Genomic DNA, 24,407 nt, shown 5'->3' with positions numbered 1-24,407 from the left:
ACGGCAAAACTAGGAAAAATGACGAAAGGTTTACGTTTGTCGCCTACTTTTTCGCTTCGAAGCTGTTCGACGAGAGATGGTGAAAGGGTGCTTCTTCATCAAGGGGAAGACTGCTTGCGGGAACAGAGTCTATCGGCTAGGCGAACCAGATGAACTCATCTGCCCCGGCCCCCAAAGAGCCAGAGATGCAACGGCTACCGAAGCATGATCTGAGCCCGCTGAAGTTCGACCAGCGTCGCGGGAGCCCCGCTGCCCGGGCCTGGGATGATTTTCGCGGAGCCTGCAAGCTCTGGCGTCTGGGCGTTATGCTGGGGTGGTTGGACATCAAGCTTCGCTATCGCGGATCAGCGTTGGGCCCATTCTGGCTGACTATCACATCCGCTATCATGGTTGCATCCATGGGCGTTCTGTACAGTCGCCTTTTTCATCAGGATATGAAGGTTTACCTGCCGTTTCTGGCGCTCTCCCTGACGCTTTGGCAAACGGGGTTATCGAGCCTTCTTCAGGAATCCTGCACCAGTTTTCTGGATGCAGAAAGCATCATACGCTCCAGTCGTCTTCCTTTGCTGCTTCAGGCCATTCGGGTTGTGGTCCGTAATGCGATCGTCTTTGCTCACAACATCATAGTACCTGTGGGTGTTTTCGCGATCTATCATGTCTGGCCGGGGTCTACGGCGTTGTTGGCGCTTCCTTCACTCCTGCTATGGGGACTGGACGGATTTGCGGCCTGTATGCTGCTGGGCTCGCTCTGTGCGAGGTTTCGGGATGTGCCGCCGATTATCGGGGCGCTCCTTCAGATCGTGTTCTACGTGACGCCTGTCATCTGGCAGCCGCAGCAGCTGGCGGGAAAAGCACGGTATCTTCTGTACAATCCGTTTTATGCCCTGCTGGAAGTCGTTCGTGCTCCGCTGTTAGGGCACATTCCTTCGATTGGCGTCTGGCTTGTGGCTCTGCTGACGAGTGCGGTCTTCTGGGTTGTCGCGATATGGGCTTTCGTCCGTGTGCGCTCGCGGCTGGTATTCTGGATCTGACATGACGCATATCCGCCTTGAGAATCTCTCCCTGTCGTTCCCGGTTCTGCACGGGGCTTCTCGCTCTCTGAAAAAAACCCTACTGGCGCGTGCCAAGGCCACCGTCACGAAGCCTGCATCTGTTGGCGGAAGAATGCGTCTCGGTGCAGTCGCCTCGGACGCCGTGCTCGTGCAGGCGCTGTCAGGGCTGACATTTCAGATCAATGGAGGTGAGCGCATTGGCCTGATCGGCCATAACGGCGCTGGCAAAACAACGCTCCTGCGTGTGCTGGCCGGGATCTATGAAACAGATGATGGCTATCTGGATATCGAGGGCGACAGTCATGCGCTCATTGATCCGCAGTCTGGCATGAACCCGGAGTTAAGTGGGCGCGAAAACCTCAATCTCTTTGCATGTCGCATTGGTTTGCCCAAAGGGCAGCTTCCTGCTTTGGAAGCCGACGTCGAAGCCTTTGCGGAGTTGGGACCGTTCTTTGACCTGCCCGTTCGACTCTACTCGTCCGGGATGAGCATTCGGCTTGGATTTGCTCTGGCTACGGTTCCCCGTCCGCGCATTCTGCTGATGGACGAATGGTTCATGGCGGGCGACCAGCGCTTTCAGGAAAAGGCAAAGGAACGGATGGCAGGCATGGTTGATGCCGCTGAAATTCTGGTCGTGACATCGCATTCCCTGCCTGTGCTCAAGCAGTGGTGTACGCGCATCCTCTGGATGGAAGAGGGGCAGATCCGCATGGATGGTCCGACGGACACTGTGCTTGAGGCGTATGAGGCCTCACTGGCCTGAGGTCAGCTGTTATTTGGTCTGGTCTCAAGGGTGCGGTAGGATCAACTTCGAGTTTGACCATCACCATGGAGACTAATCATGTCTTATGCCGCTATTGATGCAGCCCGCGTTGCCAAAGCTGCGAAGTCTGCCCTTCAGACACTTGCCACCGTCAAGGAGCAGTCAGAAGCTCATCAGCGTAAGACGCTCATGATCGAGCGGATCGAAGCCCTCGCCACGGCTGCAGCTGAAACCAAAGACTGCAATGCAATTACCCTGACATCCGAAGAATTCTGGATGATCTCCAAAAATTGGTAAAAGCCAGCAGGACAGGCGGGTCAAGACCCGCCTGTTAGCCTTGGTAAGAGGCAATTTCCACAAGGTTGCCGTCCGGGTCCCGGCAATAGACCGAAGTGATCGGTCCCAGCGCGCCCAGGCGCGAAACCGGACCTTCCACAACTACAACACCGCATTTTTCGAGATGCCGCACAACATCGTCACTTGAGATGGCTGTTGTGAAGCAGAGGTCGGATGTGCCGGGCTGCGCGCCCTCGGCCGTTTCCCAACCCTCTGATCCTTCAGGGCGAAGATTGATCTTCTGGCCGCCGAAGCAGAGAGCAACACGGTTATTCCGGCCGTATTCCTCAATATCCATGCCCAGAACCCGCTGGTACCAGGATGCCGAAACAGTTCTGTCCCGTACGGTCAGAACGATATGGTCAAGGCGATCAACGGTAAAGCGCATGATGGTACCTCAAGAAAACGGCGCCCGATGGTCCTGATATTATCATCAGGACGTAGAAACCGTCAGGCCTCGGTGCCCTGTTCGGGCGGGAAAGAATAGCTCAGGTTGGTGGGCGCTTGCGGAATGCCGCTAGGCTGACGACCTCGGCATCTTTCTTCTCTTCCTGAGGAGGCTCTTCGATCGTCACCTCTGGGTGGTGCGCCGGATCGATATCATCTGGCTCTACAGCGCCTTCAGGAATCTCGATGTCTTCGTCGTCATCGACCATGCTGCTGACGAAGCGCAGCGCCATCCGGATATGTGGATCTGCAAAGGCCGTAATGGCGGCAACCGGGATGACAAGGATGCTGCCAACGCCCCCGAACGACAGACCAACGGAAATGACATTCTTTTCGCGATCCAGCGCCAGATCCCAGAACTGGTGCTGAAGAACGATCGTCATTTCTTCCGGATACTGGGCGCGGAGACGAGACGGAATGATCACGTCCGGACGATTGGTGCGGAAGGTCAGGTAGAAATGGTGAGCACCGGGAAGTCCCTCAGCCGCAACGTGCTCAATGGCGCGCAGCATGACTTCACGATAGGCGTCTTCCACCCAGTCGTCATAGGGAAGAAGGCTTTCGGGCAGGTCGTGCTCAAGGCCGTCCTGGCCGGTGTGATCGTCGTCGCTCATGGTCGCAGGCCTGATGTTTCAGTCAATCAGGTCAGGGATGCGACAGACCAGCCAGAATGGCAAGACGTTTTGCACAAAAGGAAAAATGAGGTGGGAGGGCTTCTGTTGCCCGGTGCCCTCCCGAACCGCGCTTATCGCTTATGCAGCGACAGCGAGCACCTCAGAGTTATCATTGGCACTTGTAAGTTTAGCCCGATGACGGTGGTACAATACCGGGCAAAAGATAAGTCTTTACCATGCGCGTCGAGCCTGTTTCGTCCCCACAGATCCCTCTTGCGAGAGATTTTTCTTGGTGGAGACGCCGGGCACTGCCCCCGGGTCCACAACACTTATTTCACTTACCGTTTATCGCCATAGCCGGGGACGAACCCCTTGCACTGCTGAACATAGGAGTGCTGTTGCCGTCCTGCAAGGGGAAAAGACGAAGCGCATGATGATGCCGCCCGGACTCGTCTCTTGCGGTGGCGGGAGATGTTTCGTCATGCTAGAGCCGCGGCCTATGGCACTGACATCCGAACAGCGCGCTGAGATCGAAGCTCAGCGCAACGAGCCCCAGCTGACCTCCCGCCCGACCGTTCCGGCGATGGAGAAACTTCTTTTCACGCCCATCGAGGTGCTGGATCATGGTTTCCTGCGCGTCGTCGATTATATGGGCGATGATGGAGCCGTCGTTCAGGCTGCCCGGGTGTCTTATGGGCGTGGCACCAAGAAGGTGTCTGAAGATGCCGGACTGATCCGCTATCTGATGCGTCATCGGCATTCGACGCCGTTCGAGATGTGCGAAATCAAGTTCCACGTGAAGCTTCCGGTTTTCGTGGCACGGCAGTGGATTCGTCATCGCATGGCCAGCGTGAACGAGTATTCTGCGCGCTATTCGATTCTCGACCGCGAGTTCTATCTGCCAGCTCTGGATCAGGTTGCATCGCAGAGCGCCTCGAACCGTCAGGGACGCAGCGAAGCTCTTGATCCGGAGACAGCAGAGCGCGTGCTTGAGATTCTGCGTCGTGATGCCAGCCAGTGCTACGACGATTATGAATCGATGCTGGACCCGGAGGGCACTGGCCTGGCCCGTGAACTGGCGCGCATGAACCTGACGCTGAACACCTATACCCAGTGGTACTGGAAGATCGATCTGCACAATCTGATGCACTTCCTCGCCCTGCGCGCAGATCCGCATGCGCAGTACGAGATTCGTGTTTACGCAGAAAAGATGATTGAGCTCCTGCATGCCTGGGTGCCGGCAACGGCTGCTGCATTCGAAGAATATCGTCGCGGGGCCTTCACGTTCTCAGCGGGGATGCTGAACGTGGTGCGCCGCCGTCTGGCGGGAGAGGCCGTGACACAGGAAACGTCCGGGCTTTCCAAGCGCGAATGGATCGAGATGAACGACATTCTCGAACCAGAAGCCTGAGATAACCGAAAATCGTGAACGATTTTGACAAGCTCCTGCGAGAAGCTCCTTCCGTGCAAAGTGAAACTTCGGCTGAAATAGAGCCGCAGTTACCACGGATCTGGCCTTGGGCGATTCTCGCAGGGCTTCTCATTCTTGCGTCCGTGTGCATCCACATTTTCTGGCCTGCACCGGCACACAAGCATATGGCCCTTTGTAAAAAGGGTCTGACTGAACACTGCTATAAAATTGACCCCACCGCCGAAAATTGAGTTCGTATTTCGGTGAGTAAAATGGTCGGTGGATTTCCTGTTTTCCGGAATCGCTGTTTCTGAACGGATTCTACGGAGAACGAATGTGGAATCACGTCGGACTCATATTTCGTAGATCTTAATCAACAAACTTATCCACAGGGGTTGAGCCCCCAAAGAGGGGGGCCAACGGCGTGCACGATTCTTTTTGGAGAATCGCGTAGAACGCTTGATTTTCTGGGAAAAATCGTGGTGCCGGGTGAGGGATTTGAACCCCCGACCTTCGGTTTACAAAACCGCTGCACTACCACTGTGCTAACCCGGCATCCACAGCCCGGCTTTTTCCACGCCGAGACCCCTTTGGTCAAGCTCCTGAGTGTCGATTCTGTAATTTTATCGTGTCGCAGGGGTCATGAGGCTCGGTGGCGGGGGGAGATGGGAGGAGTTATTCGTGAAGCCGTAGCCGTCTGAAGAAAGCCCATGATGGACTACAGGCGGCTTAGCACAAGCCGACAGAAGTAGTGCTGTTCCCAGCAGGAGAAGACGGGTCATGAGGAAGCCTTTTCATCAGAGTGGCTGAGGGCCTCGGCAATAGTCGTGGCGAGGGCCGTGTAGGCACGGGCAGCTTCGCTGTCAGGTGCCGAGAGGATAATGGGCGTGCCCTGATCGCCGCTGGCCCGGATGTCAGCCAGCAGGGGGATTTCACCGAGGAAAGGCACGCCAAGGCGCTCGGCCTCTTCTCTGGCGCCACCGTGGCCAAAAAGCTCAGTGCGGTGATTACAATTAGGGCAGCAGAAATAGGACATGTTCTCCACAACGCCGAGGATGGGAGTTTCCATCCGTTCGAACATGGAAACGCCACGTCGCGCATCCAGCAGCGCAATGTCCTGAGGCGTGGAGACAATAACAGCCCCACCCTTGGCCATCTTGGCTCCAAGCTTCTGGGCCAGTGTCAGTTGGGCATCACCGGTTCCGGGCGGCATGTCTATGACAAGAACGTCCAGATCTCCCCAGTCCACTTCTCCAAGGAACTGGGTGAGGGCGCCCATGACCATGGGGCCACGCCAGATCATGGCCTGATGCTCGTCCACCAGATAGCCGATGGACATACTTTTCAGCCCCCAGGCTTCAATGGGGATGATGCGGCCTTCAATGACTTCGGGGCGTGTGTTGCGGCCGAGCATCCGCGGCAGGGACGGGCCGTAGATGTCTGCATCCAGCAGTCCGGTCCGGACACCGAGTTTAGCCAGTCCGGCTGCAAGGTTTACAGCGGTTGTGGACTTGCCAACGCCTCCCTTGCCGGACGCAACAGCGACGACGGCTTTTACGCCTGGCAGAAGCGTCTCTGGAGCATGACGGCTGGACGCATTCTGCCGTTTGCCGCCCAGATTGAACGGCCGATGACCGCCCCCGGCTGCGGGAGCTGGTGCATTGGCCGGTGGTGGCGTGGTAGCGCGATGGGCCGTCAGGGAAATTGTTGCTCCCGTCAAACCTGGAATGCGCGCGATCTCTGCTTCGACCTGAGGTCTGATCGGCTCCATGCGCGACACGTTGTCCCGCGAGGTGGCAAGGGTCACGTGCGCATGTCCATCGCGAACTGAAACACCTTCCAGCGACGCAAAGGACAATACATTCGATCCAAGGCCAGTTTGTTCGTTGTTCAGAATCTCGGAAATGCGTTTCTCGGCATTGGCATGTGATTCGTCAGAAGAACTGGTCGGGGGGAGATGATCGGTCATGCCAAGACTCTTTTTTCTGGGGGAACGGCCTGTCAGGAAGGAGAAACAGCGTAGCATACGCCCCTCCTGAACTACAGGATGGTGACGAATGACTGTCTTCTGCGTTAGCGTGTCACCATGAGCAGATTGATCGCCAGCCTTGCCCTGTCCTGCGCCGTTTCCCTGGCGCTGTCCGTCACGACGGTACAGGCCCAGACCGCCCCGCAGCCCTCTCCGGCACCCGTTCCAGCCCCGCGCTCCGTTCCGTCCAGCTTTGCGGATCTGGCAAATCGCCTTCTTCCGTCCGTGGTGAATGTTTCCACGTCTGCTGTGCTCAAGCCCGGTAAGGATGAGGACAAGGGGCCGGACTCCAGTGGTCCGGATGGTCCGCAGGTGCCGCAGTTCCCGCAGGGCTCACCGCTGGAAAAATTCTTTCACGACTACATGACGCACAAGCCGGCACCGAACCGCCCGCCGCGGCGGATGCAGGCTCTGGGATCAGGCTTTATTGTCGATCCGGCGGGCATCATCGTGACGAACAATCATGTCATTGAAGGCGCAGATCAGGTCTCCGTGACACTTCAGGATGGTACGGAGCTGCCGGCTAAGATTGTGGGGCGTGACAGTCAGGTTGATCTGGCCGTTCTGGAAGTCAAACCGAAGCATCCGCTGCCAGCTGTTCCGTTAGGACACAGCGATGCCGCCAGGATCGGAGACTGGGTGGTGGCCATTGGCAATCCGTTCGGCCTGAACGGCACAGTCACGGCAGGTATCATCTCGTCCCGCGGACGGAATGTCGAACACGGCCTGTATGATGACTATATCCAGACGGATGCAGCCATTAACCGGGGAAACTCAGGCGGCCCGCTCTTTAATCTTTCGGGCGAAGTCATTGGCATCAACACCTTGATCTATGGTGGGGCCGGGGGTGATTCTATCGGGATCGGCTTTGCCATCCCGGCGGATGACGCGCGTGGCATCATCGATCAGCTTCGCAAGACAGGTCATGTGTCACGCGGGTGGATGGGACTGAAGTTCCAGAATGTCTCCTACGACATTGCTGAGGATCTTGATTTTCACCAAGCGGACGGCACGGTCGGCAAGGGTGCTCTGGTATCTGAAGTAGGGCCGAAAAGTCCGGCAGCTCAGGCTGGCCTGCAGGTTGGTGACATCATCACTCGTGTGGGCAGTCAGGATGTGACGGGTCAGACCATGCCGCGCATCATTGCGTCCATTTTGCCTGGAACAAAGACAGAGCTGACCGTCTGGCATAAGGGCAGCATCAAGACGCTTCCGATCACGCTGGCACAGTCGCCAAACGCGCCAGATATGCCACCGTCCGACACGCATCAGCCAACGCATACGAAAGCAGCTTTTGGCGAGTTGGGCCTGGCGGTGCGTTCCATCGATGCGGAAATGCGCACCCAATATGCCCTAACGGATGATCAGCGCGGCGTGCTGGTGGATCGGGTTGAACCGTCCAGCCCGGCCACATCTCGCGGGATTGCCGTTGGAAATGTGATTACGCAGGTTGGGCAGGATCAGATCGACACGCCGGATGCGTTTGCCAAAGCAGTGAGCCGCGCGCTGGAACAGAAGAAGAAAGAAGTTCTGCTGTTGGTGCAGGATGATGACGGGCTACGCTGGGTGCCAGTTCCTTTTCTGGGGAACTGATCCGCTCAGCTTCTTAGGGTGTGAGGGGCGATGAAGAATTACGTCATCAGTCTTGCTTCCAGGCCAGACCGGCTTGCGCAGTTCAATGCCATAAATGCGCCGTTCCTCGACCAGATTACCGTTTTTCCTGCGACAGATAAAAATGATGTCAGCAAGCAGGCGTGTATTGATGCCGGTATCGTTTTAAATGACGCCGATTATGACGATACGGCGCTTGCCGTCGCGATGTCGCATCTGAGGCTATGGCAACTCTGCCGGGACAGCGGGGAGCCCATTATGGTCATGGAGGATGACGTTCATTTGTCTCCAGATTTCTGGAAAGACCGAGAGCAGGCGCTGACCACCAATCCTGATTATGATTTTCTGGCTCTCGGGTTCAACACGGATTGGCCGTTGGAGGTGGCGTTTGTTCCGGGCTCCATGAAGGCGACAATCATTTTTGATGAAGAGCAGCCAAAGTTCTTAAAAGGGCGCGCGTTCTGTTACCCGCAACTCAGTGCCTTCGCAGGCTGTTGCTGCTACGTTATCACGCCTGCCTGTGCAAAATTCTTCATGGAAAATATCTTTCCGATAAAGGACGGGTATTACGCTCTGCGGTATTTTACATCTCCCGTTTGTCGGGAATTTACCCGCATACGATGGACGAACGTTGGCATTGATGTTGCCATCAGCATGGTTCTGCAAGACGTCAGGTCCTACGTGTGTCTCCCACCCATCGCCATTCCGGGGAATGACTGGTCCAGTTCTTCGTTTGAAAGAGGCGGGCATCTGATCTCGCTCTGAAACGGGTGGACGGAAGAACCGGGAAGCTCTTAAAGCGCTCATGACATGATGAGTGCTCTAAAAAAAATCACACAGGCCTGGCTGATGGTCCCGCCGAAGGGAAGCAGTTGGCGAGAGGTTCTGCGACCCGCCACGCGCCAGACCATTCGCGTTCTGGTTTCGATCGTCACAGCCTGGGTTGTGGGCATGACGCTCCATCTTCAGGAAACTATCTGGGCGCTCGTGACCGCGCTGATTGTTACGCAGTCCAGTATAACGCAGACAATGGCAACGGCCCGCGATCAGATTACCGGCACGCTGCTAGGCGCTGTCGCGGGGATCGTGGCGGTCTTGCTGGAAATGTGGACGGGTCTGCGGTGGCTGCCTTTCTGGATCGTTCTCGCGCCGTTGGCCTTTCTCGCAGCCGTTCAGACCAATCTGCGGTTTGCCTGTATCACCCTGATTATTGTGTATCTGTTTCCCAGCGAAGGCAGCCCGTTTCTGCCAATGGTCACGCGGCTGACGGCTATTATGATTGGTGTGGTCGTCTCTCTGGTGGTGTCCTTCGTGGTATTGCACAGCAGTGCCCGAAAGCAGGCTTTCCACACATCCAGCCGTATCCTGCGACGTCTGGACGGATTGCTGGAAGGCGCACTGGATCAGAAAACGGGCTGGCGGGAAATTGAAACCCGGAACGAAGCCTGTGTGGCCCTTCTGATCGAACTTGAAGGCGCAGTGGAAGAGGCCAGACGCGAGCGTTTCAGTGATCTGGAGAAGCGCGATCCTGTGCTTGCGGCACTTCCAAGGTTGATGCGGCGGCTCCTGAACGATACGATGCTGGTGGCTCGAGCAATCGCGACAGGCCGTGCAGCAGGGAATACAGGCCTTGTTCCACTCTACAAAAGCCTCAGCCACACGCTGAGAGCATTGGCTCATAGCTGTGAACAAAGATTTGTTCACAAGCAGGACCGTCATCCGCATCAGCCGGAAGACAAGGACATTCTCGAACTTCTTCCACGGCTGGAAGAACAGACGCGGCCTGAAATGCGCTTCGTCATGTCTTTGTTCAAGGATGATCTGGAGCGCGCCGTAGGCGTTCTCATGCGGGACGATGCCAGTGCTGCCAAAGGGCTCTAGGCGCCAGTTGATGGCGTTTTTTCGAAACCCGGTCGTGATCTCCCGCGTTTTCTGGAGAGCTCGGTGCATCTGCCCGGAAAACCGGCCCCCGTCAGAGGCTGGTCATTAGGAACGGAGAAATCCATGATTACGCACGAAACCCTCAAGTCTCTTCCCGCCGGTGTGCAGGCTCCGCCCTACGACATCAACGGGATAAAGCCAGGGATCGTGCATTTTGGTGTGGGCAATTTCTTTCGCGCCCACGAGGCATTCTATGTTGAGCAAATTCTCAAGGATGATCCTAACTGGGGCATCATTGGCGTCGGTCTGACGGGCGGTGATCGCTCAAAGAAAAAAGCTGAAGAATTCAAAAAGCAGGACTGCCTCTTCTCCCTGACGGAAACGGCACCGTCCGGTAAAAGCACTGTCCGCGTCATGGGCGCATTGCGGGACTATCTGCTAGCTCCGGCAGATCCGGAAGCCGTACTGAAGCACCTTTCAGACCCTACCATCCGGATTGTTTCCATGACGATCACCGAAGGTGGCTACAACATCAATGAATCGACGGGTGCGTTCGATCTTGAGAATGCTGCTGTTCAGCAGGATCTGAAGACGCCGGAAGCGCCGTCCACGATCTTCGGATATGTTGTGGAAGGACTGCGCCGTCGCCGGGATGCCGGGGGTAAGGCCTTTACGATCATGTCCTGCGATAATCTGCGGCACAACGGGAACGTCGCCCGCAAGGCGTTCCTGGGTTATGCAAAGGCGCGTGATCCGGAACTGGCCAAGTGGATCGAAGAAAACGCCACATTCCCCAACGGAATGGTGGATCGCATCACACCGACGGTGTCTTCAGAAATTGCCAAGCGTCTGAATGAGGCCAGTGGTCTGAGCGATGACCTTCCGCTCGTTGCTGAAGATTTTCACCAGTGGGTGCTGGAAGACAGCTTCGCTGACGGACGCCCGGCACTGGAGAAGGCCGGCGTCCAGTTCGTCGATGATGTGACGGACTACGAACATGTGAAGATCCGTATGCTGAATGCTGGCCACATCATGCTCTGCTTCCCTGCCGTTCTGGTCGGGTATGAGAATGTTGATGAAGCTGTTCGTGACGCCGATCTGCGGGGCAATCTGGAGAACTTCCTCAACAAGGACGTCATCCCGACCTTGGAAGCCCCGCCAGGCATGACGCTGGAAGGATATCGTGACAGCGTGATCAGCCGCTTCTCCAATCCGGCGATGGCTGACCAGACCCTGCGAATTTCAGGGGATGGGTCCTCGAAAATTCAGGTCTTCTGGACGGAAACGGTGCGTCAGGCTCTTGAAGGCAAGCGGGATCTATCCCGAATTGCGTTTGGCATGGCAGCGTACCTTGAGATGCTGCGTGGGAAGAGCGAGAAGGGCGGAACGTACGAGCCGTTTGAGCCAACCTTCGGTGAGCAGCAGAAGGCACTCGCGAAAGCAGACGACTTTGAGAGCGCTCTGAAACTTCCCGCTTTTGACGCTTGGCGTGACCTTGATAATGCGACGCTTGATGAGAAGGTTATCGCGCTGCGCAAGATCATTCGCGAAAAGGGCGTCAAGGCTGCACTCCCAGCCTGAAACCGGGCAGTCTGATAGGTCTTTTAACCGCTTCTCTTCAGGGAGAAGCGGTTTTTTTATGGGCTGGTGCCCATCCTTTTCTAGGTGCCGTTTTTCTGCGCCGAGATGATCTGCAAAAGAGCATCAGCGGCTTTGCTGCGATAGCGTTCTTTGTGTCGCAAACCGAAGAAGGTGCGGGGGCCAAGATCAAACGGAGCCGCATGAAGTTTTCCGCTGGCGAGGGATGGGGCAACCACAAGGGAAGAAAGAGCAGCCAGTCCGGCGCCTGCCTCAACAGCCGTCCTTACGCTTTCGTTTGATGGCAGAACCAGACCTTCCTTCAGGGTCTCAGGTTTTACGCCGACAGCCCGCAAACTGGCATCAAGCGATGAGCGTGTGCCCGAGCCACGCTCCCGCATGATCCAGGTCGCATTTTGCAGCCAGCCAGCGTCCACAGTTTGCGTTCCGAAAGGTTCGGCCTGCACGAGTTGCAGGCGATCTTCCGCTAGTGGCCACTGCGCGAGTGAGGGGTCATCCACGTCGCCTTCGACAATTCCAAGATCCGATTGTCCCTCTCGCACATGCGTTGCGGCCTGCGTCGTATTGCCGATTTCAAGGGTAACGGTGATGTTGGGAAAGGCGGTGCGAAAGGCGACCAGTATTGGTGGCAGCCAGTAGGCTGCGATGGTCTGGCTGGCGACAACCCGAAGACTGCCGCGGTTGAGTCCGCTGAGTTCATCAAGTGTGTTTTGCGCCGAAGCTGCGCTTGCAAGAACATTGCGGGCTTCTTCCAGAAAAATCTGGCCAGCATCCGTTAAAGCGATGCCTCGCCCCACGCGATGGAACAGCTTGATGCCATGCCGTTCTTCAAGGGCAGAAATTGCGGCTGAAGCAGTGGACTGCGTGACGTTCAGCGCTCGTGCAGCGGCCGTCATATGTTCGCGTTCGGCGACGCCAACGAAAGTGCGTAACTGCTCTAGCGTCATGATCGTCCTCAATAGCAATCAATCGTTTTTAACGAACGAAATGACTTAATCAATTTGTTTTATTGATGATTTATGAGTGGATATCTGAAGGGCAGGAGAAAACGATCATGCCCCGATGTCTCGCTGTTCCGAAATTTCAGCCCGCTTATCGCACCCTGCCGGGAATAGGATTGTGTCTTGCGGTGAGTGCTGGTGCATCATTGCTAGAAGCTGGTGAGCAGCTTCTTTTCGGCAAGGCATGGCTGGAGGCGCTCGTACTTGCGATTTTGGGCGGGATGGCCGCGCGCAGCTTCTGGTTGCCGGGGGACAGATACCAAGCCGGTATTGCTTTCACTGCGCGCTATTTTCTGGAGATATCTGTTGTTCTGCTCGGAGCGTCAGTAAGTGCGGCAAACCTGCTGGCAGTCGGGCCGGTCCTGATTATTGGCATCATGGTGCTCGTAGCGACATCACTCATCATGAGCTTCGGGATTGGGCGGTTTATGGGGCTTCCGCCCCGCATGGCGCTGCTCATTGCCTGCGGCAACTCGATCTGTGGAAACTCCGCAATTGCAGCTGTTGCGCCTGTTATTCGAGCAGACGGAAAAGACGTTGCCGCGGCGATTGCTTTCACTGCAGTGTTCGGCGTTCTCACGGTGTTGGGACTGCCATGTCTTGGCTTACTCTCAGGTATGAGTGGCAGCATGTTCGGCGCATTCGCTGGACTGACGGTCTATGCTGTGCCGCAGGTCGTCGCTGCCACGGCCCCGCTCGGTACCATTGCTGTGCAGACAGGCATGATCGTCAAACTGGTGCGCGTTCTGATGCTTGGGCCCGTGTGTTTCGGGCTTGGACTGGCCTCTCCCGTTTTCTTTTCCGAACGTAAAAATGAGACGTCAGAAAATATAAACGCAGGAATCAGGAAAGGCGGAATTTTCCAGTTTGTGCCGTGGTTTATTCTGGGTTTTCTCGCCTTGATAGCCTGCCGCTCCCTCGGGCTAATTCCGTCGTCACTTGGCGGCCCAATCGGTCACATCGCAACAATTCTGACGGTAACGTCCATGGCGGCTCTGGGCCTCGGTGTTGATGCCCGCAGCGTTGCGAACGCTGGCCTGAGGGTGACAGTAGCCGTCATCCTTTCACTGCTGGGACTGGAGGCCATCAGCTACGGTATGCTGGTATGGCTTCACTTCGGTTAAAGTTGACGGTCCCGCTTGATGCGGTCCCATGCCGCATTGATCCGGGCCACGCGTTCCTGCGCACGCTTGCGCTCCAGATCCGTCATGGGTTTCTGGGCAATAACATCCGGATGGTACTCGCGGATAAGCGTTCGCCACCGAACGCGGACTTCCTTGTCAGACGCTGTACGCGTGATGCCGAGAACGCGATAGGCGTCTGGCTCGCCGGTGCTGGCGGCACGGCTGTCGCCACTTTCTGCGCGCGTCCATGCTCCGGATGACAGACCAAAAGCACGATGGACACGCTGAAGAAAATCAATTTCTTTCGGATGGAGCTCTCTGGATGCTCCGGCATCTGCACGGGCAATCCGGAAAAGGGCCACCATCAGGTTCTCCAGCGGTGCCTTATCGTCTCCGTAAGCTGAGCCCATCTCGCGGGCGTACATTTCAAAATCGTCCGTTCGCTCCCGTGCGCGGTCGAACAACATGCCAACTTCGCGCGTATTGTCGGGGGGAAACTGGAAGCAGGTTTTGAACGCGTTGATTTCGGAGCGATTGACCGGCCCGTCAACCTTCGCCAGCTTTGCGCACAGCGCCACAAGGCCAATAGCGTAAAGCTGGTCTTTTTTGCCCATGGCGGCCGCAATTTTTGCAGCTCCAAAAAACGCTGCACTGTTCGGGTCAGGACGACCCCGTGCAGGAAAGCGTTCGCTCCACCCCCCGGTGGAAGGATTAAGCAGAGAGCCACTGTCGGCGGCATGCCCAAGGGCTGCTCCCATCAGTGCCCCGAACGGGCCGCCGACTGCGAAGCCAGCAACACCACCGAACATTTTGCCCCAGATAGCCATATCGACAATCTAGCATGGTCCCGGAAACCGGCAAATGACAGATCGGACATGTACCCTCCACAGAAAGAACTGGATCTCCCGCAGGCTTCGGGTGTTGAAGGAGCATCATGAAAAACAAGGCCACCCCAGTTATGTCCGATCAGACGCAGCATCTCCCCGTCGCTCAGCCTTCGCCGGCGGACGACTATGAGGAGAAGATGCAGGCTCTGATTCGCAAACTCCCTGAATGGATGCAGAAGACGCTGAGCTGGCTACGGGAGCCAGAGCGTAAATGGATTCGTATTCCAGCTGGTATTCTGTTCATGCTCGGAGGCTGCATGGCGTTCCTACCCGTTCTGGGTGTCTGGATGATTCCTGTAGGTATTCTTCTGCTTTCCGAAGATATTCCGTTCTTTCGTCGTTTGATGGAGAAAGCTCTGAACTGGATCCAGAGAAAGCACCCTGACTGGATGGATCTTCCTCCGAACGCGAAGTAATCCGATCAGTCTTCGGCCGTTTTTCGCGCATCCATAAGGGCTGCAACACGGAGAGCTGAAGCCAGGGGGCGGTCTGGTGTGCGTTTGGCGTCAATCGACGCAACGAGTGCCGCAAAGCTCAAGGCCCGCTCCGTAGCCATCTGATCCAGGACTGCCCAGAATTCTGGTTCAAGGGCCACGGAGGTCCGATGTCCTGAAAGCGAAAGGCTGCGTTTGACGAGGTCACTCATGTCAGGCGTTCCAGAGCCCAGCGGGCAGTTTCGGCAATATCGGGATCAGGGTCAGACTGAAGAGCCTGCGCTGAAGGTACGAGGGCAGGATCGTCCGAGTTGCCGATTGCGATCAGAACATTCCGGACAAACCGGTTGCGGCCAATGCGCTTGACGGGTGATCCCGAAAAAAGCGTGCGGAAAGCTGCGTCATCGAGGGCTGCAAGTTCTGCAAGTTTTGGCTCAATCAGGTCTGGTCGGGCCTGAAGCTTGATGTGGCGGGACGCCTCGGCGAAGCGGTTCCAGGGGCAGGCGGAAATGCAGTCATCGCAGCCATAGATATGGTTGCCCATTTTTTCCCGCAGGTCATGCGGGATCGGTCCTTTGTGTTCGATGGTCAGGTACGAAATGCACCGCCGGGCATCCATACGATAGGGGCCGAGGAAAGCATCTGTCGGGCAGGCCGTCAGGCAGCTCGTGCAGGTGCCGCAGCTTCCGCCTTTTGGCTCGGACGGGCTTAAATCCAGCGTCGTGTAGATTTCTCCCAGCAAAAGCCAAGAACCGTGAGTGCGGGAGACCAGACAGGTATGCTTGCCCTGCCAGCCCAGATGCGCCTTTTCCGCCAGAGCGCGTTCCGAAACCGGGGCCGTATCGACGAAGACCTTCACCTGCGTGGTCTCGTCGCCCAGCTTCACGACGAACTGGGCCAGATGCTTCAGCATCCCTTTGATGACGTCATGGTAGTCCCGATTACGGGCATAGACGGAAATATTGCCCCGATCCGGCTGACGTAGCGTTGCATCTGGGGCTTCTGCGGGCGCGTAACAGAGCGCGAGGGAAATGACGCTGCGGGCTTCGGGCCAGAGGGCCTGCGGGTGGCTGCGCTGTTCGATGCGCGTCTCCATCCATTCCATCGTCCCATGATGGCCCTGAGCAACAAAAGCGCGCAGTCCGGCTTCCACATCCGGGCCAAGCTCCGCCGCGCAGAAGCCCACGGCATCAAATCCCAGATGCCGGGCGTGGTCCTCGATCCGTTCCTCAAGGGAACGTCCGGGGCGGGAAGGGGATGGGCGTGATGTCATGCGCTCAGCAGATGGATGGAAAGCAGAATCAGCAGTTTACGCCATCTTTCCCCCAACGGGCCAATCAGACATGATGGGATGTCTTCATTCTCCGATGAGAGAACCGGTTATGCGTCGTTCCTATGTCACCCTGGATGTTTTCACGGACCAGCTTTTTGGGGGCAATCCTCTGGCGGTCGTGCTGGATTCAGCGGGGCTTTCCACCGAGCAGATGCAGAAGATTGCCATTGAGTTCGGCTATTCCGAGACAACCTTCGTGCTCCCTGCGGTAGAGGCGGATCATACGGCGCATGTCCGTATCTTCACGCCAGCCGGAGAGCTGCCATTCGCTGGTCATCCGAATATCGGTACCGCTTTTGCCTTGGCGCGACAGGCCGAAGCGCAGGGGCGTGAGCTGCCGGAAACGTTTTTGTTTGAAGAAAAGGCCGGCCTGGTTCCTGTGAGGCTGGAGCGTGAGAGCGGACGTGTCGTTCGGGCAGAGCTCATGGCGCCAGAAGCCATGACACGCCGGAGCCGGATGATTCCTGAAAATGCGGCTGCGTGTCTGGGGCTTGAACCCGCAGATATTCGTACGGATCACCACGCGCCGCAGGTTGTTTCGGTCGGGCTGCCGTTCCTGATTGTTGAGCTTGCATCCCGTGACGCTCTGCGTCGCGCTCATGGAGAGCTTGCCGCGCATCGCAGGCTTCTCGCCTCCAACGGGATCAGTTCCGTGTATGCCTACACGCGCAATGCAGGGGAAAGCGCCTTTGAAAAAGGCAGCGACATTCAGGGGCGGATGTTCTCGCCGCTGGATGGTATTGCCGAGGATCCCGCGACGGGGAGCGCCACAGTCGCGGCCGTCGCGTTCCTGTCTGCGCTGGAGAATGGAGCCGATCTGTCCCTGACCTTCACGCAGGGCGTGGACATGGGACGACCAAGCCTTCTGGACGCCAGAACAGAAGCGGGCAAGGCTTACGTCGCCGGTTCCTGTGTCCCTGTCATGGATGGATTTTTCACTTTGGAAAGCGAAGTCTGAGAACGGTCTGTTGCAGAGTTTATAACGGTCTGAAAATGTCTTGTCAGGGGCGTGGGCAGTCGGCATCGTGCCACCATGCGATGCACCCTTCCTTCCGTTCTTGTAGCGGCTGCCCTCTCCCTGACGGCCCTGTCTCCTCTGGCAAGGGCCGAAACCCCGTCTCCCATTGAACAGACTTACAACGCCTTACGGACTGATCCTGTCCGGCTCGGCCTGTTTCTGCGCGGTTTTCCCAAGGGGGCCGATCTGCACATCCACCTCTCGGGTGCAATCTACGCGGAAAACATGCTGGATTGGGCGGCGAAGGATGGATTGTGCGTCTCTCTGAAGACGCTCGATATTCTGGATCATGCCTGCCCGCATGCGAAGGGCGATGAAATGCCCGCTTCGGCGCTGGTGGGGAATGAAAAAGCCACGAACCAGATGATCGATGCGATGTCGATGCGGGATTTCGTTCCAGCAGCATCCGATCGTTCAGGGCATGACCACTTCTTTACGTCCTTCCGGCATTTCGATGCGATCGAAAAAGACCATCAGGGCGACATGCTCGCTGAAGCAATGGACCGTGCGGCTGCCGATCACATCACCTATATCGAGCCCATGGTTTCTCCTGCCCTTGGCAGCATGATCGGCGCAGGCTTCCGTCATCCCATCAAGGGCGAGGATTTCGCTGCTGCCCATCAGGCGCTCAAGGCGGAAATTCCTGCTCTCGTTGAGCAGGCCCGTCACGAAACGGACGAGATGGAGCATAAGGCGCAGGCTATTCTTCAGTGCGGTACGGCCAAGGCGCATCCCGGATGTGGCGTAAGCGTGCATTACCTGTTCCAGACGCTTCGTATCCTGCCGCCTCAGGCTGTTTATGCGCAGCTTGATGCGGGACATGCCGTGGTGAAAGCCGATCCGCGGTTCGTCGGCGTCAATATTGTTGCTGCTGAAGATGATACAGTCGCGATGCGGGACTACAGCTTGCATATGCGGATGTTCCAGTTTTTGTCGCAGGTCTATCCGGGTGTGAACCTGAGCCTTCATGCGGGTGAACTGACGGGTAAGCTCGTTCCGCCTGAAGGACTGAAGCATCACATTCGGGAAGCCATCGAAATCGCTGGTGCCAAGCGCATCGGCCATGGCGTCGATATTGCTTCGGAAGACGACGTTGCCGGATTGCTGGCCGAGATGGCTAAGAAGCACGTCATGGTGGAAATTAACCTGACGAGTAATGACGAGATCCTGAACGTGAAGGGCGCTGAACACCCGCTGCCGCTCTACCGCCGGGCCGGGGTTCCCGTTGCGCTCTCAACGGATGACGAAGGCGTCTCCCGTGGTGATCTGACGCAGGAATATGTCCGGGCCGCTCAAACCTACAATCTGAGCTATGCGGACCTGAAACAGATGTCCCGGACGGGGCTGGAAGATGCGTTTATTCCGGGGCAGAGCCTTTGGGACAACCATCAGGTCGGCAAGCCTGTTTCAGCCTGTCAGACCGCGTCTTCATCTCAGCCTGAGAATGGCCCTTGTGCCGATCTGTTGAAAACCAGCGAGAAAGCCCGCCTTCAGTGGCAGCTTGAATCGCGGTTTGTCGCTTTTGAAACCTCTGCTCCACACGAAAGCCTTTATCAATGACCCGCCTGAAAACCCTTTTTGGGGCGACTGCCCTGTCCGTCCTCGCAGTTTCAGGCGGCTTCTCTAGCGCATCCGCCAAGAACCGACCCATCCCCGTGCGGGTCGTCGTGGTGACGACGTTTGAACTTGGGAAGGACACGGGCGACACGCCGGGCGAGTACCAGAACTGGGTTGAGAAGCTCCCGCTCTCGCAGGAAATTCCGGCGCCCGGTACGGACCATGACGTCATGCACTACAACCCGGAACTGCATGTTCTGGGTATTGCGTCCGGGGAAGGGCCGGAGCATATGGCATCGGCCATTACGGCGCTTGTCCTTGATCCGCGGTTTGACCTGAAGCACGCCTATTTCGTGCTGGCCGGAATTGGCGGTGTCGATCCGAAGTTTGGCACGGTCGGGTCTGCTGTCTGGGCACCACGCGTGATTAATGGCGGTCTGTCGCATCTGATTGATCCACGGGAAATTCCGAAGTCCTGGCCTGATGGCTTTACGCCGGTTCAGGGCAGTGTTCCGGATGAACAGCCACGGCCGCCGCTGCATTCCGTCAGTGGAGACATGGTTTACACCTTCAATCCGCAGCTTGTGCAGTGGGCTTATGGCCTGACAAAAAACATGACCCTGCCGGATACGCCGGGTCTTCAGGCATCCCGTGCCCGGTACAAGGGTTATCCAGAAGCTCTGAAAGCACCGTCCGTCATGGTCGGCGATACCATTTCCGGTGAGACCTTCTGGGTTGGCGAGAAGATGAATGCCTGGGCCGAGCGCTGGGTGCGCTACTGGACCGACAATCAGGGAACATTGGCCACGACGGCAGAAGAAGACGTTGCGTTTTGTCAGGCGCTTGCCGCACAGGCGAAGGCGGGTCGAGTAGATCCCCAGCGTGCTCTGATCCTTCGGACGACCAGCAATTTTGACATGCAGTATCCGGGCCAGACGGCGGCGGAATTGCTGGCGGAAGAAGCGCACGAAGGCAGCTATTCGGCGTTTATTCCATCTGTTGAGGCCGCCTACAAGGTCGGCAGTGTCGTGGTACGCGAGTTGGCCACGCATTGGGACCAATACGAGAAAACCATGCCCGGTGCAGAATAACGACCTGCTCCTGTGTTGAAAGGAAAATGCTCGCCAGATTGAACTGGCGGGCATTTTTTGCGTGTATGCGCTTAAGACATAGTTTGTCGTGAACAGAACGCTTTAGCTGCAATTGATTGGATTCCCATGACTCTCGACGTTTCTTCCGCCATTCTTCAGCGCCGTGCGACCAAGCATTTCGATGCCGCGCACATCATGCCGGAGAAAGACCTCGAAACCATTCTTGGTCTGGCGCGCCGGATGCCGACGGCGTTCAATATCCAGAACTGGCGTTTCGTGGCCCTCAAAGACCCGGAATTACGCAAGCAGGTGCGTGCCGTTTCGTGGGACCAGTCGCAGGTAACGGATGCCTCTGCGCTGATCGTCCTGTGTGCAGACATCAAGGCCTGGGAAAAGTCGCCGGAGCGATATTGGGAAAACGCCCCTGACGCCGTCCGGGAGTACATGGTTGGCGCCATCGACCAGTATTACCGGGGGCGCGAGCAGGTGCAGCGGGATGAGGGGATGCGGTCCTGTGGCATGGCTGCTGCTGCCATCATGCTGGTGGCCGAGAGCATGGGATATGGAACCTGCCCGATGGATGGTTTTGACTTCGATGCCGTCGGCAAGCTCATCAACCTGCCGGAAGACCATGAGATCGTTATGTTCGTGGCCATCGGGAAGGCGGCGTCTGCTCCGAAGCCATCGGGCGGTGCGCTGCCGGTTTCCGAAATCATGATCGAAAACCGGTTCTGATAAAAATCGGCTCTGGACGGTGCTGCTGCATTGTCCAGAGCCTGATGGTTTTAGTCCTGTCCAGGAATATGCGTCCGGTACGTTGCCCAATGCGCGATCAGTTCATGGACAACCGGCTCACCGGCACGCTCGTTATTATCGAACGCGAGCTTCTGGCCGGGCGCTTCGTCCCCGATGCTCTCGGTGATCGGCACGCCTGGAGGGGGCATATCAAAATTGCTCCCTGAGCGCAGAACCATGACGCGGTTCAGATCGACATATCCCAGACGGGCTAATGTCCGCATATCAAGCTGATAGGTCTGGCTTTCCTCATTGGTCATGACGAATTGGCCCTGATCCTTCGTCCAGAGCTTGACCCATTTTTCCGCCCACTCGTTGCGGGACGGGCCGTGCCAGTAACGAAGCGCCCCAAGCGTCTCACCCATAATGAGCATCGGCGGTTTCTGGGCGTTGGGGAAGCCTTTCCAGGCTTTCCGGCGCTCGGCAATGGCAGGATCGTCTGCCATTGGAGTGTTTTTGCTCAGGTTGAAGGCCCAGTTCGCCAGACCCTGATTGAGCGGATACGCCTTGCTGAGTTCCGCCACATCCGTGACAGAGCCATAATGGTTTGCGTTGGCTGGCAGCGTGTCCGGCTTGTCCGCCCCGATGGCATACAGACCATACGGCCAGCCTTTTGGAACGGTGCGGTCATCGATTTCCCGCAATGCGTCTCCATCTACAACCCAGCGTGCCCAGGCCACACTCCCAACAGACGCGACATTCGGGTTCACGCCAGAAATGCCGGTGAAAATCCAGTAGGTGTGCGTCAGATCGTAATGCGGATCGAGGGCAAGAGCGTGCAGGTCAATGCTGCCGCTTTTCAGGGCGATGCCATAAACGCCATCCGCATTGCGGCGGAGCTTTTCCTGTACGCCACGAATGGGGCGCTCTTCGTCAAGATGGAGACGCTCCACCCAGTCCTGATATTCGCCAGGCTCATCGCCCTTGTCCGCGCCGACTTCCCAGTTGGCGACAACAAGGACCTTGATTTCTTCCTTATGGGGCGCAGCCAGAGCACTGCCCGCACAGAGAAGCCCGGCAAGAGCCAGGCCTGCATTAAAGCGTTTCAAATCCGTATTCCCCAAAGCCGAAGGTCGTTGGGGAAACACATTATTGGAACAGGATCAGAATGAAAACTTACAAAGCGAGAGAGGGCATGGGCCATTCATCTTCGGTCCAGTCTCCCTTGGACCAATCCTCGCGTAGTTTGATGGCCAGTTCGTTCAAAGTACCGTCCACGATAGCGGCACGGATCTGCCGCATCAGGCGCTGGTAGTAGGCCAGATTGTGCCATGTCAGCAGCATTGGGCCGAGCATCTCACCAGCACGGAACAGGTGATGCAGATAGGCGCGGGTATAACGGCCAGCCATCGGGCTGTCGTCATGCGGTGTCAGCGGGCGCGTGTCTTCGGCAAAGCGGGCGTTGCGCAGGTTGATGTAGCCGCGCTCCGTATAAGCTCGCGCCGTACGACCGGCACGCGAGGGCATCACGCAGTCGAACATGTCTACCCCGCGCATGACTGACCCCAGCAGATCGTCCGGCGTACCAACGCCCATCAGGTAGCGCGCCTTGTCCTGCGGAAGCATAGGCGTTGTGAAATCAAGGGTCGAGAACATAAGTTCCTGACCTTCACCCACCGCCAGACCGCCGATCGCATAGCCTTCGAAGCCGATCTCCGTCAGCGCCTTGATGGAATATTCGCGCAGGTCGCGCTCGGTGCCACCTTGTACGATGCCGAACTGGCCATAGCCCTCACGTGCCACGAACGCCTCACGTGAGCGGGCCGCCCAGCGCATGGAGAGTTCCATGGATTTGCGGAGCGCTTCCGGCGTGGCGGGGAGGGCCGGGCACTCATCGAACGCCATGCTGATGGTGGCATCCAGCTTGTACTGGATCTCCGTTGAGATCTCAGGAGACAGGCGATGCTTGCTGCCATCAATATGGGACTGGAACGTCACGCCGTCCTGATCGAGCTTGCGGAGCGCACCGAGAGACATGACCTGAAACCCGCCGGAATCCGTCAGGATCGGGCCGGACCAGTCCATCATCTTGTGCAAACCCCCCAGCTTTTGCACGCGGTCCGCCGTCGGGCGCAGCATCAGATGGTAGGTGTTGCCCAGAACAATGCCTGCGCCCGTGGAGCGAACGGCATCCATGGTCATGCCCTTCACGGTGCCAACAGTGCCAACCGGCATGAAGGTCGGGGTCGGGACAGTGCCGTGACGGGTGTGCAAATGGCCGGCGCGGGCCTGACCGCAGGTTGCTTCCGGAACCCACGTCATTTTTGTGGCCTGTTCGGTCATGGTGCTCGCTCCAGAAGGCAGGCATCGCCGTAGGAATAGAACCTCAGCCCGTTGGCGATGGCGTAGGCATAGGCCTCACGCATGGTGTCGGTGCCGCTGAACGCGCAGACCAGCATAAAGAGCGTCGAGCGCGGCAGATGGAAATTGGTCATGAGCAGGTCCACCGCCTTGAAGCGATAGCCCGGCTTGATGAAAATGGACGTCTCGCCCCGCCAGGGCTGAACCGTACCGTCTTCCTGCGCCGCACTTTCCAGCAGGCGGAGAGACGTGGTTCCGACAGCAACAACACGGCCACCGCGGACGCGTGTTTCATTGATGGCCTGCGCCGTTTCCGCGTCGATCTCGCCCCATTCTGCATGCATGCGATGCTCGGCAATGGAGGATCGAACGGGCAGGAACGTGCCAGCACCGACATGAAGCGTCAGTGTTCGGCGCTGGATGCCTTTTGCGTCGAGCGCGGCGAGAAGGTCTGGCGTGAAATGTAGACCAGCAGTGGGAGCCGCCACAGCCCCGCGATGTTCGGAAAAGATTGTTCGGTAATCGCTGTCATCCTGAGCGGTCGGCCCGAAAGGACGGTCGATATAAGGCGGCAGGGCTAATGCGCCCACGCGCTCTAGGAATGCGTCGAACGCATCCCCTTCGACGGAAAAGCGGATGCTGACGGCACCATCGCCTTCATTTTCCACAACAGATGCCGTGACCAAATCATCGCCAAAGTTCAGCGTATCGTTCGGCTTCAGCTTGCGAGAGTTACGGGCGAGCGCATGCCAGCTTCCGTCAGCCAGAATCCGGTCCAGCGTAATGCTGATTTTTGCCTCACCGCGCGTGGCGGAAAGCTGGGCACGGATGACGGCCGTATTGTTCGCAATCAGCAGATCACCTTCCCGCAGCAGGCCAGGCAGATCGCGTATGATCCGCAGATCGGGCGCTTCTCCGGAACGCACATGCAGCAGCTTTGCGCTGTCACGCGGTCTGGCGGGTTCGGTCGCAATATGGTCGCGGGGCAGTTCGAAGTCGAACGTGGCGAGTTCATCCGTCATGGGATGCTCTCTAGCAGGTTCAGCCAACATGAAAACGCCGGACCAGCCGACCCGGCGCATCTTTTCGGTCAAAAGGCGATTTTTTTTGGCGTCAAGCCGTC

25 protein-coding genes, 1 tRNA gene and 1 other RNA gene are annotated in these 24,407 nt (G+C 57.4%); 14 read left to right on the top strand and 13 right to left on the bottom strand.

All coding sequences use genetic code 11. From position 1 onward, the window contains the following. Positions 1-149 precede the first annotated feature (149 nt). From HK24_RS03660 to HK24_RS03650, 3 genes are all read left to right on the top strand, one after another. Positions 150-1,031: an ABC transporter permease gene (locus HK24_RS03660; RefSeq protein WP_086633361.1), complete on the top strand. Its 882-nt coding sequence runs from the start codon at positions 150-152 to the stop codon at positions 1,029-1,031. Between the two features lies 1 nt (position 1,032). Beyond that, complete coding sequence (locus tag HK24_RS03655) at positions 1,033-1,815, top strand: ABC transporter ATP-binding protein (protein WP_046900801.1); 783 nt, start codon at positions 1,033-1,035, stop codon at positions 1,813-1,815. A 78-nt stretch (positions 1,816-1,893) separates the two neighbouring features. Then, entirely contained in the window at positions 1,894-2,112 is a 219-nt protein-coding gene (locus HK24_RS03650; RefSeq protein ID WP_046900802.1) for a hypothetical protein, read from the top strand. 34 nt (positions 2,113-2,146) lie between these two features. Here HK24_RS03650 and HK24_RS03645 read toward each other — a convergent pair whose 3' ends face one another. From HK24_RS03645 to ssrA, 3 genes are all read right to left on the bottom strand, one after another. Continuing rightward, positions 2,147-2,539: a VOC family protein gene (locus HK24_RS03645; RefSeq protein WP_046900803.1), complete on the bottom strand. Its 393-nt coding sequence runs from the start codon at positions 2,537-2,539 to the stop codon at positions 2,147-2,149. Positions 2,540-2,639: 100 nt separating this feature from the next. After that, positions 2,640-3,212: an SspB family protein gene (locus tag HK24_RS03640; RefSeq protein ID WP_046900804.1), complete on the bottom strand. Its 573-nt coding sequence runs from the start codon at positions 3,210-3,212 to the stop codon at positions 2,640-2,642. Between the two features lie 89 nt (positions 3,213-3,301). Further along, positions 3,302-3,628: a transfer-messenger RNA gene (gene ssrA, locus HK24_RS03635) on the bottom strand. An 83-nt stretch (positions 3,629-3,711) separates the two neighbouring features. On the opposite strand from ssrA, the gene thyX reads away from it, so the two are divergent. After that, positions 3,712-4,623, top strand: a complete 912-nt coding sequence (gene thyX, locus HK24_RS03630) for an FAD-dependent thymidylate synthase (protein WP_046900805.1) — start codon at positions 3,712-3,714, stop codon at positions 4,621-4,623. A 480-nt stretch (positions 4,624-5,103) separates the two neighbouring features. On the opposite strand, the gene HK24_RS03620 is transcribed toward thyX, so the two are convergent. The 3 genes from HK24_RS03620 to HK24_RS03615 form a co-directional block, all read right to left on the bottom strand. Beyond that, positions 5,104-5,178, bottom strand: a tRNA-Thr gene (locus tag HK24_RS03620). A gap of 68 nt (positions 5,179-5,246) precedes the next feature. Beyond that, positions 5,247-5,405: a hypothetical protein gene (locus HK24_RS13670; protein WP_167386129.1), complete on the bottom strand. Its 159-nt coding sequence runs from the start codon at positions 5,403-5,405 to the stop codon at positions 5,247-5,249. Further along, positions 5,402-6,592 (bottom strand): Mrp/NBP35 family ATP-binding protein, encoded by a 1,191-nt coding sequence (locus tag HK24_RS03615; protein WP_198942050.1) that lies wholly within the window; start codon positions 6,590-6,592, stop codon positions 5,402-5,404. The genes HK24_RS13670 and HK24_RS03615 overlap by 4 nt, the downstream gene beginning before the upstream one ends. Positions 6,593-6,709: 117 nt before the next feature. Between HK24_RS03615 and HK24_RS03610 the strand changes: the two genes are divergently transcribed. The 4 genes from HK24_RS03610 to HK24_RS03595 all read left to right on the top strand — a co-directional run bounded on the left by HK24_RS03610 (position 6,710) and on the right by HK24_RS03595 (position 11,725). Continuing rightward, positions 6,710-8,245, top strand: a complete 1,536-nt coding sequence (locus tag HK24_RS03610) for a Do family serine endopeptidase (protein WP_086633360.1) — start codon at positions 6,710-6,712, stop codon at positions 8,243-8,245. Positions 8,246-8,275: 30 nt separating this feature from the next. After that, positions 8,276-9,028: a glycosyltransferase family 25 protein gene (locus HK24_RS03605; RefSeq protein ID WP_086633359.1), complete on the top strand. Its 753-nt coding sequence runs from the start codon at positions 8,276-8,278 to the stop codon at positions 9,026-9,028. Positions 9,029-9,073: 45 nt separating this feature from the next. Then, positions 9,074-10,144: an FUSC family protein gene (locus HK24_RS03600; RefSeq protein WP_233126088.1), complete on the top strand. Its 1,071-nt coding sequence runs from the start codon at positions 9,074-9,076 to the stop codon at positions 10,142-10,144. A 123-nt stretch (positions 10,145-10,267) separates the two neighbouring features. Then, a complete protein-coding gene (locus HK24_RS03595; RefSeq protein WP_086633358.1) occupies positions 10,268-11,725 on the top strand; it encodes a mannitol dehydrogenase family protein in 1,458 nt (485 codons plus the stop codon). Between the two features lie 80 nt (positions 11,726-11,805). On the opposite strand, the gene HK24_RS03590 is transcribed toward HK24_RS03595, so the two are convergent. After that, entirely contained in the window at positions 11,806-12,690 is an 885-nt protein-coding gene (locus HK24_RS03590; protein WP_198942049.1) for a LysR family transcriptional regulator, read from the bottom strand. A gap of 107 nt (positions 12,691-12,797) precedes the next feature. Here HK24_RS03590 and HK24_RS03585 point away from each other — a divergent pair, with 107 nt between their 5' ends. Then, on the top strand, positions 12,798-13,868 hold the full coding sequence (locus HK24_RS03585; protein ID WP_086633356.1) for a YeiH family protein: 1,071 nt from the start codon (positions 12,798-12,800) through the stop codon (positions 13,866-13,868). Here HK24_RS03585 and HK24_RS03580 read toward each other — a convergent pair. Further along, complete coding sequence (locus HK24_RS03580) at positions 13,865-14,695, bottom strand: TerB family tellurite resistance protein (protein ID WP_046900812.1); 831 nt, start codon at positions 14,693-14,695, stop codon at positions 13,865-13,867. The genes HK24_RS03585 and HK24_RS03580 overlap by 4 nt on opposite strands. Positions 14,696-14,802: 107 nt before the next feature. Here HK24_RS03580 and HK24_RS03575 point away from each other — a divergent pair, with 107 nt between their 5' ends. Next, the gene (locus HK24_RS03575; protein WP_086633355.1) at positions 14,803-15,171 is read left to right on the top strand and encodes a hypothetical protein; all 369 of its coding nucleotides are present in this window, start codon (positions 14,803-14,805) and stop codon (positions 15,169-15,171) included. Positions 15,172-15,176: 5 nt separating this feature from the next. On the opposite strand, the gene HK24_RS03570 is transcribed toward HK24_RS03575, so the two are convergent. Together HK24_RS03570 and queG are read right to left on the bottom strand one after the other, a co-directional pair. Then, positions 15,177-15,401 (bottom strand): ribbon-helix-helix domain-containing protein, encoded by a 225-nt coding sequence (locus tag HK24_RS03570; protein ID WP_086633354.1) that lies wholly within the window; start codon positions 15,399-15,401, stop codon positions 15,177-15,179. Continuing rightward, positions 15,398-16,462: a tRNA epoxyqueuosine(34) reductase QueG gene (gene queG / locus HK24_RS03565; RefSeq protein WP_086633353.1), complete on the bottom strand. Its 1,065-nt coding sequence runs from the start codon at positions 16,460-16,462 to the stop codon at positions 15,398-15,400. The genes HK24_RS03570 and queG overlap by 4 nt, the downstream gene beginning before the upstream one ends. Before the next feature lie 109 nt (positions 16,463-16,571). Here queG and HK24_RS03560 point away from each other — a divergent pair, with 109 nt between their 5' ends. The 4 genes from HK24_RS03560 to HK24_RS03545 all read left to right on the top strand — a co-directional run bounded on the left by HK24_RS03560 (position 16,572) and on the right by HK24_RS03545 (position 20,923). Then, complete coding sequence (locus tag HK24_RS03560; RefSeq protein WP_086633571.1) at positions 16,572-17,480, top strand: PhzF family phenazine biosynthesis protein; 909 nt, start codon at positions 16,572-16,574, stop codon at positions 17,478-17,480. A 75-nt stretch (positions 17,481-17,555) separates the two neighbouring features. Continuing rightward, positions 17,556-19,100 (top strand): adenosine deaminase, encoded by a 1,545-nt coding sequence (locus HK24_RS03555; protein WP_086633352.1) that lies wholly within the window; start codon positions 17,556-17,558, stop codon positions 19,098-19,100. Then, on the top strand, positions 19,097-20,188 hold the full coding sequence (locus HK24_RS03550; RefSeq protein ID WP_086633351.1) for a purine nucleoside permease: 1,092 nt from the start codon (positions 19,097-19,099) through the stop codon (positions 20,186-20,188). Before HK24_RS03555 ends, HK24_RS03550 begins: the two co-directional genes overlap by 4 nt. 126 nt (positions 20,189-20,314) lie before the next feature. Continuing rightward, positions 20,315-20,923: a nitroreductase family protein gene (locus HK24_RS03545; RefSeq protein ID WP_086633350.1), complete on the top strand. Its 609-nt coding sequence runs from the start codon at positions 20,315-20,317 to the stop codon at positions 20,921-20,923. Between the two features lie 50 nt (positions 20,924-20,973). Here the strand turns inward: HK24_RS03545 and HK24_RS03540 are convergent, their stop codons facing one another. From HK24_RS03540 to queA, 3 genes are all read right to left on the bottom strand, one after another. Further along, a complete protein-coding gene (locus HK24_RS03540; protein WP_086633349.1) occupies positions 20,974-22,032 on the bottom strand; it encodes a purine nucleoside permease in 1,059 nt (352 codons plus the stop codon). 67 nt (positions 22,033-22,099) lie between these two features. Continuing rightward, positions 22,100-23,266: a tRNA guanosine(34) transglycosylase Tgt gene (gene tgt / locus HK24_RS03535; RefSeq protein ID WP_086633348.1), complete on the bottom strand. Its 1,167-nt coding sequence runs from the start codon at positions 23,264-23,266 to the stop codon at positions 22,100-22,102. Further along, entirely contained in the window at positions 23,263-24,306 is a 1,044-nt protein-coding gene (queA, locus tag HK24_RS03530) for a tRNA preQ1(34) S-adenosylmethionine ribosyltransferase-isomerase QueA (RefSeq protein ID WP_198942048.1), read from the bottom strand. Before queA ends, tgt begins: the two co-directional genes overlap by 4 nt. Positions 24,307-24,407 lie beyond the last annotated feature (101 nt).

The sequence above is a fragment of the Gluconobacter sp. DsW_058 genome (genome assembly GCF_002153615.1).
Lineage (GTDB): Bacteria > Pseudomonadota > Alphaproteobacteria > Acetobacterales > Acetobacteraceae > Gluconobacter > Gluconobacter cerinus.
Note: the sequence above shows the minus strand (reverse complement) of the source record. Positions and strands in the feature narration are given on the sequence as shown.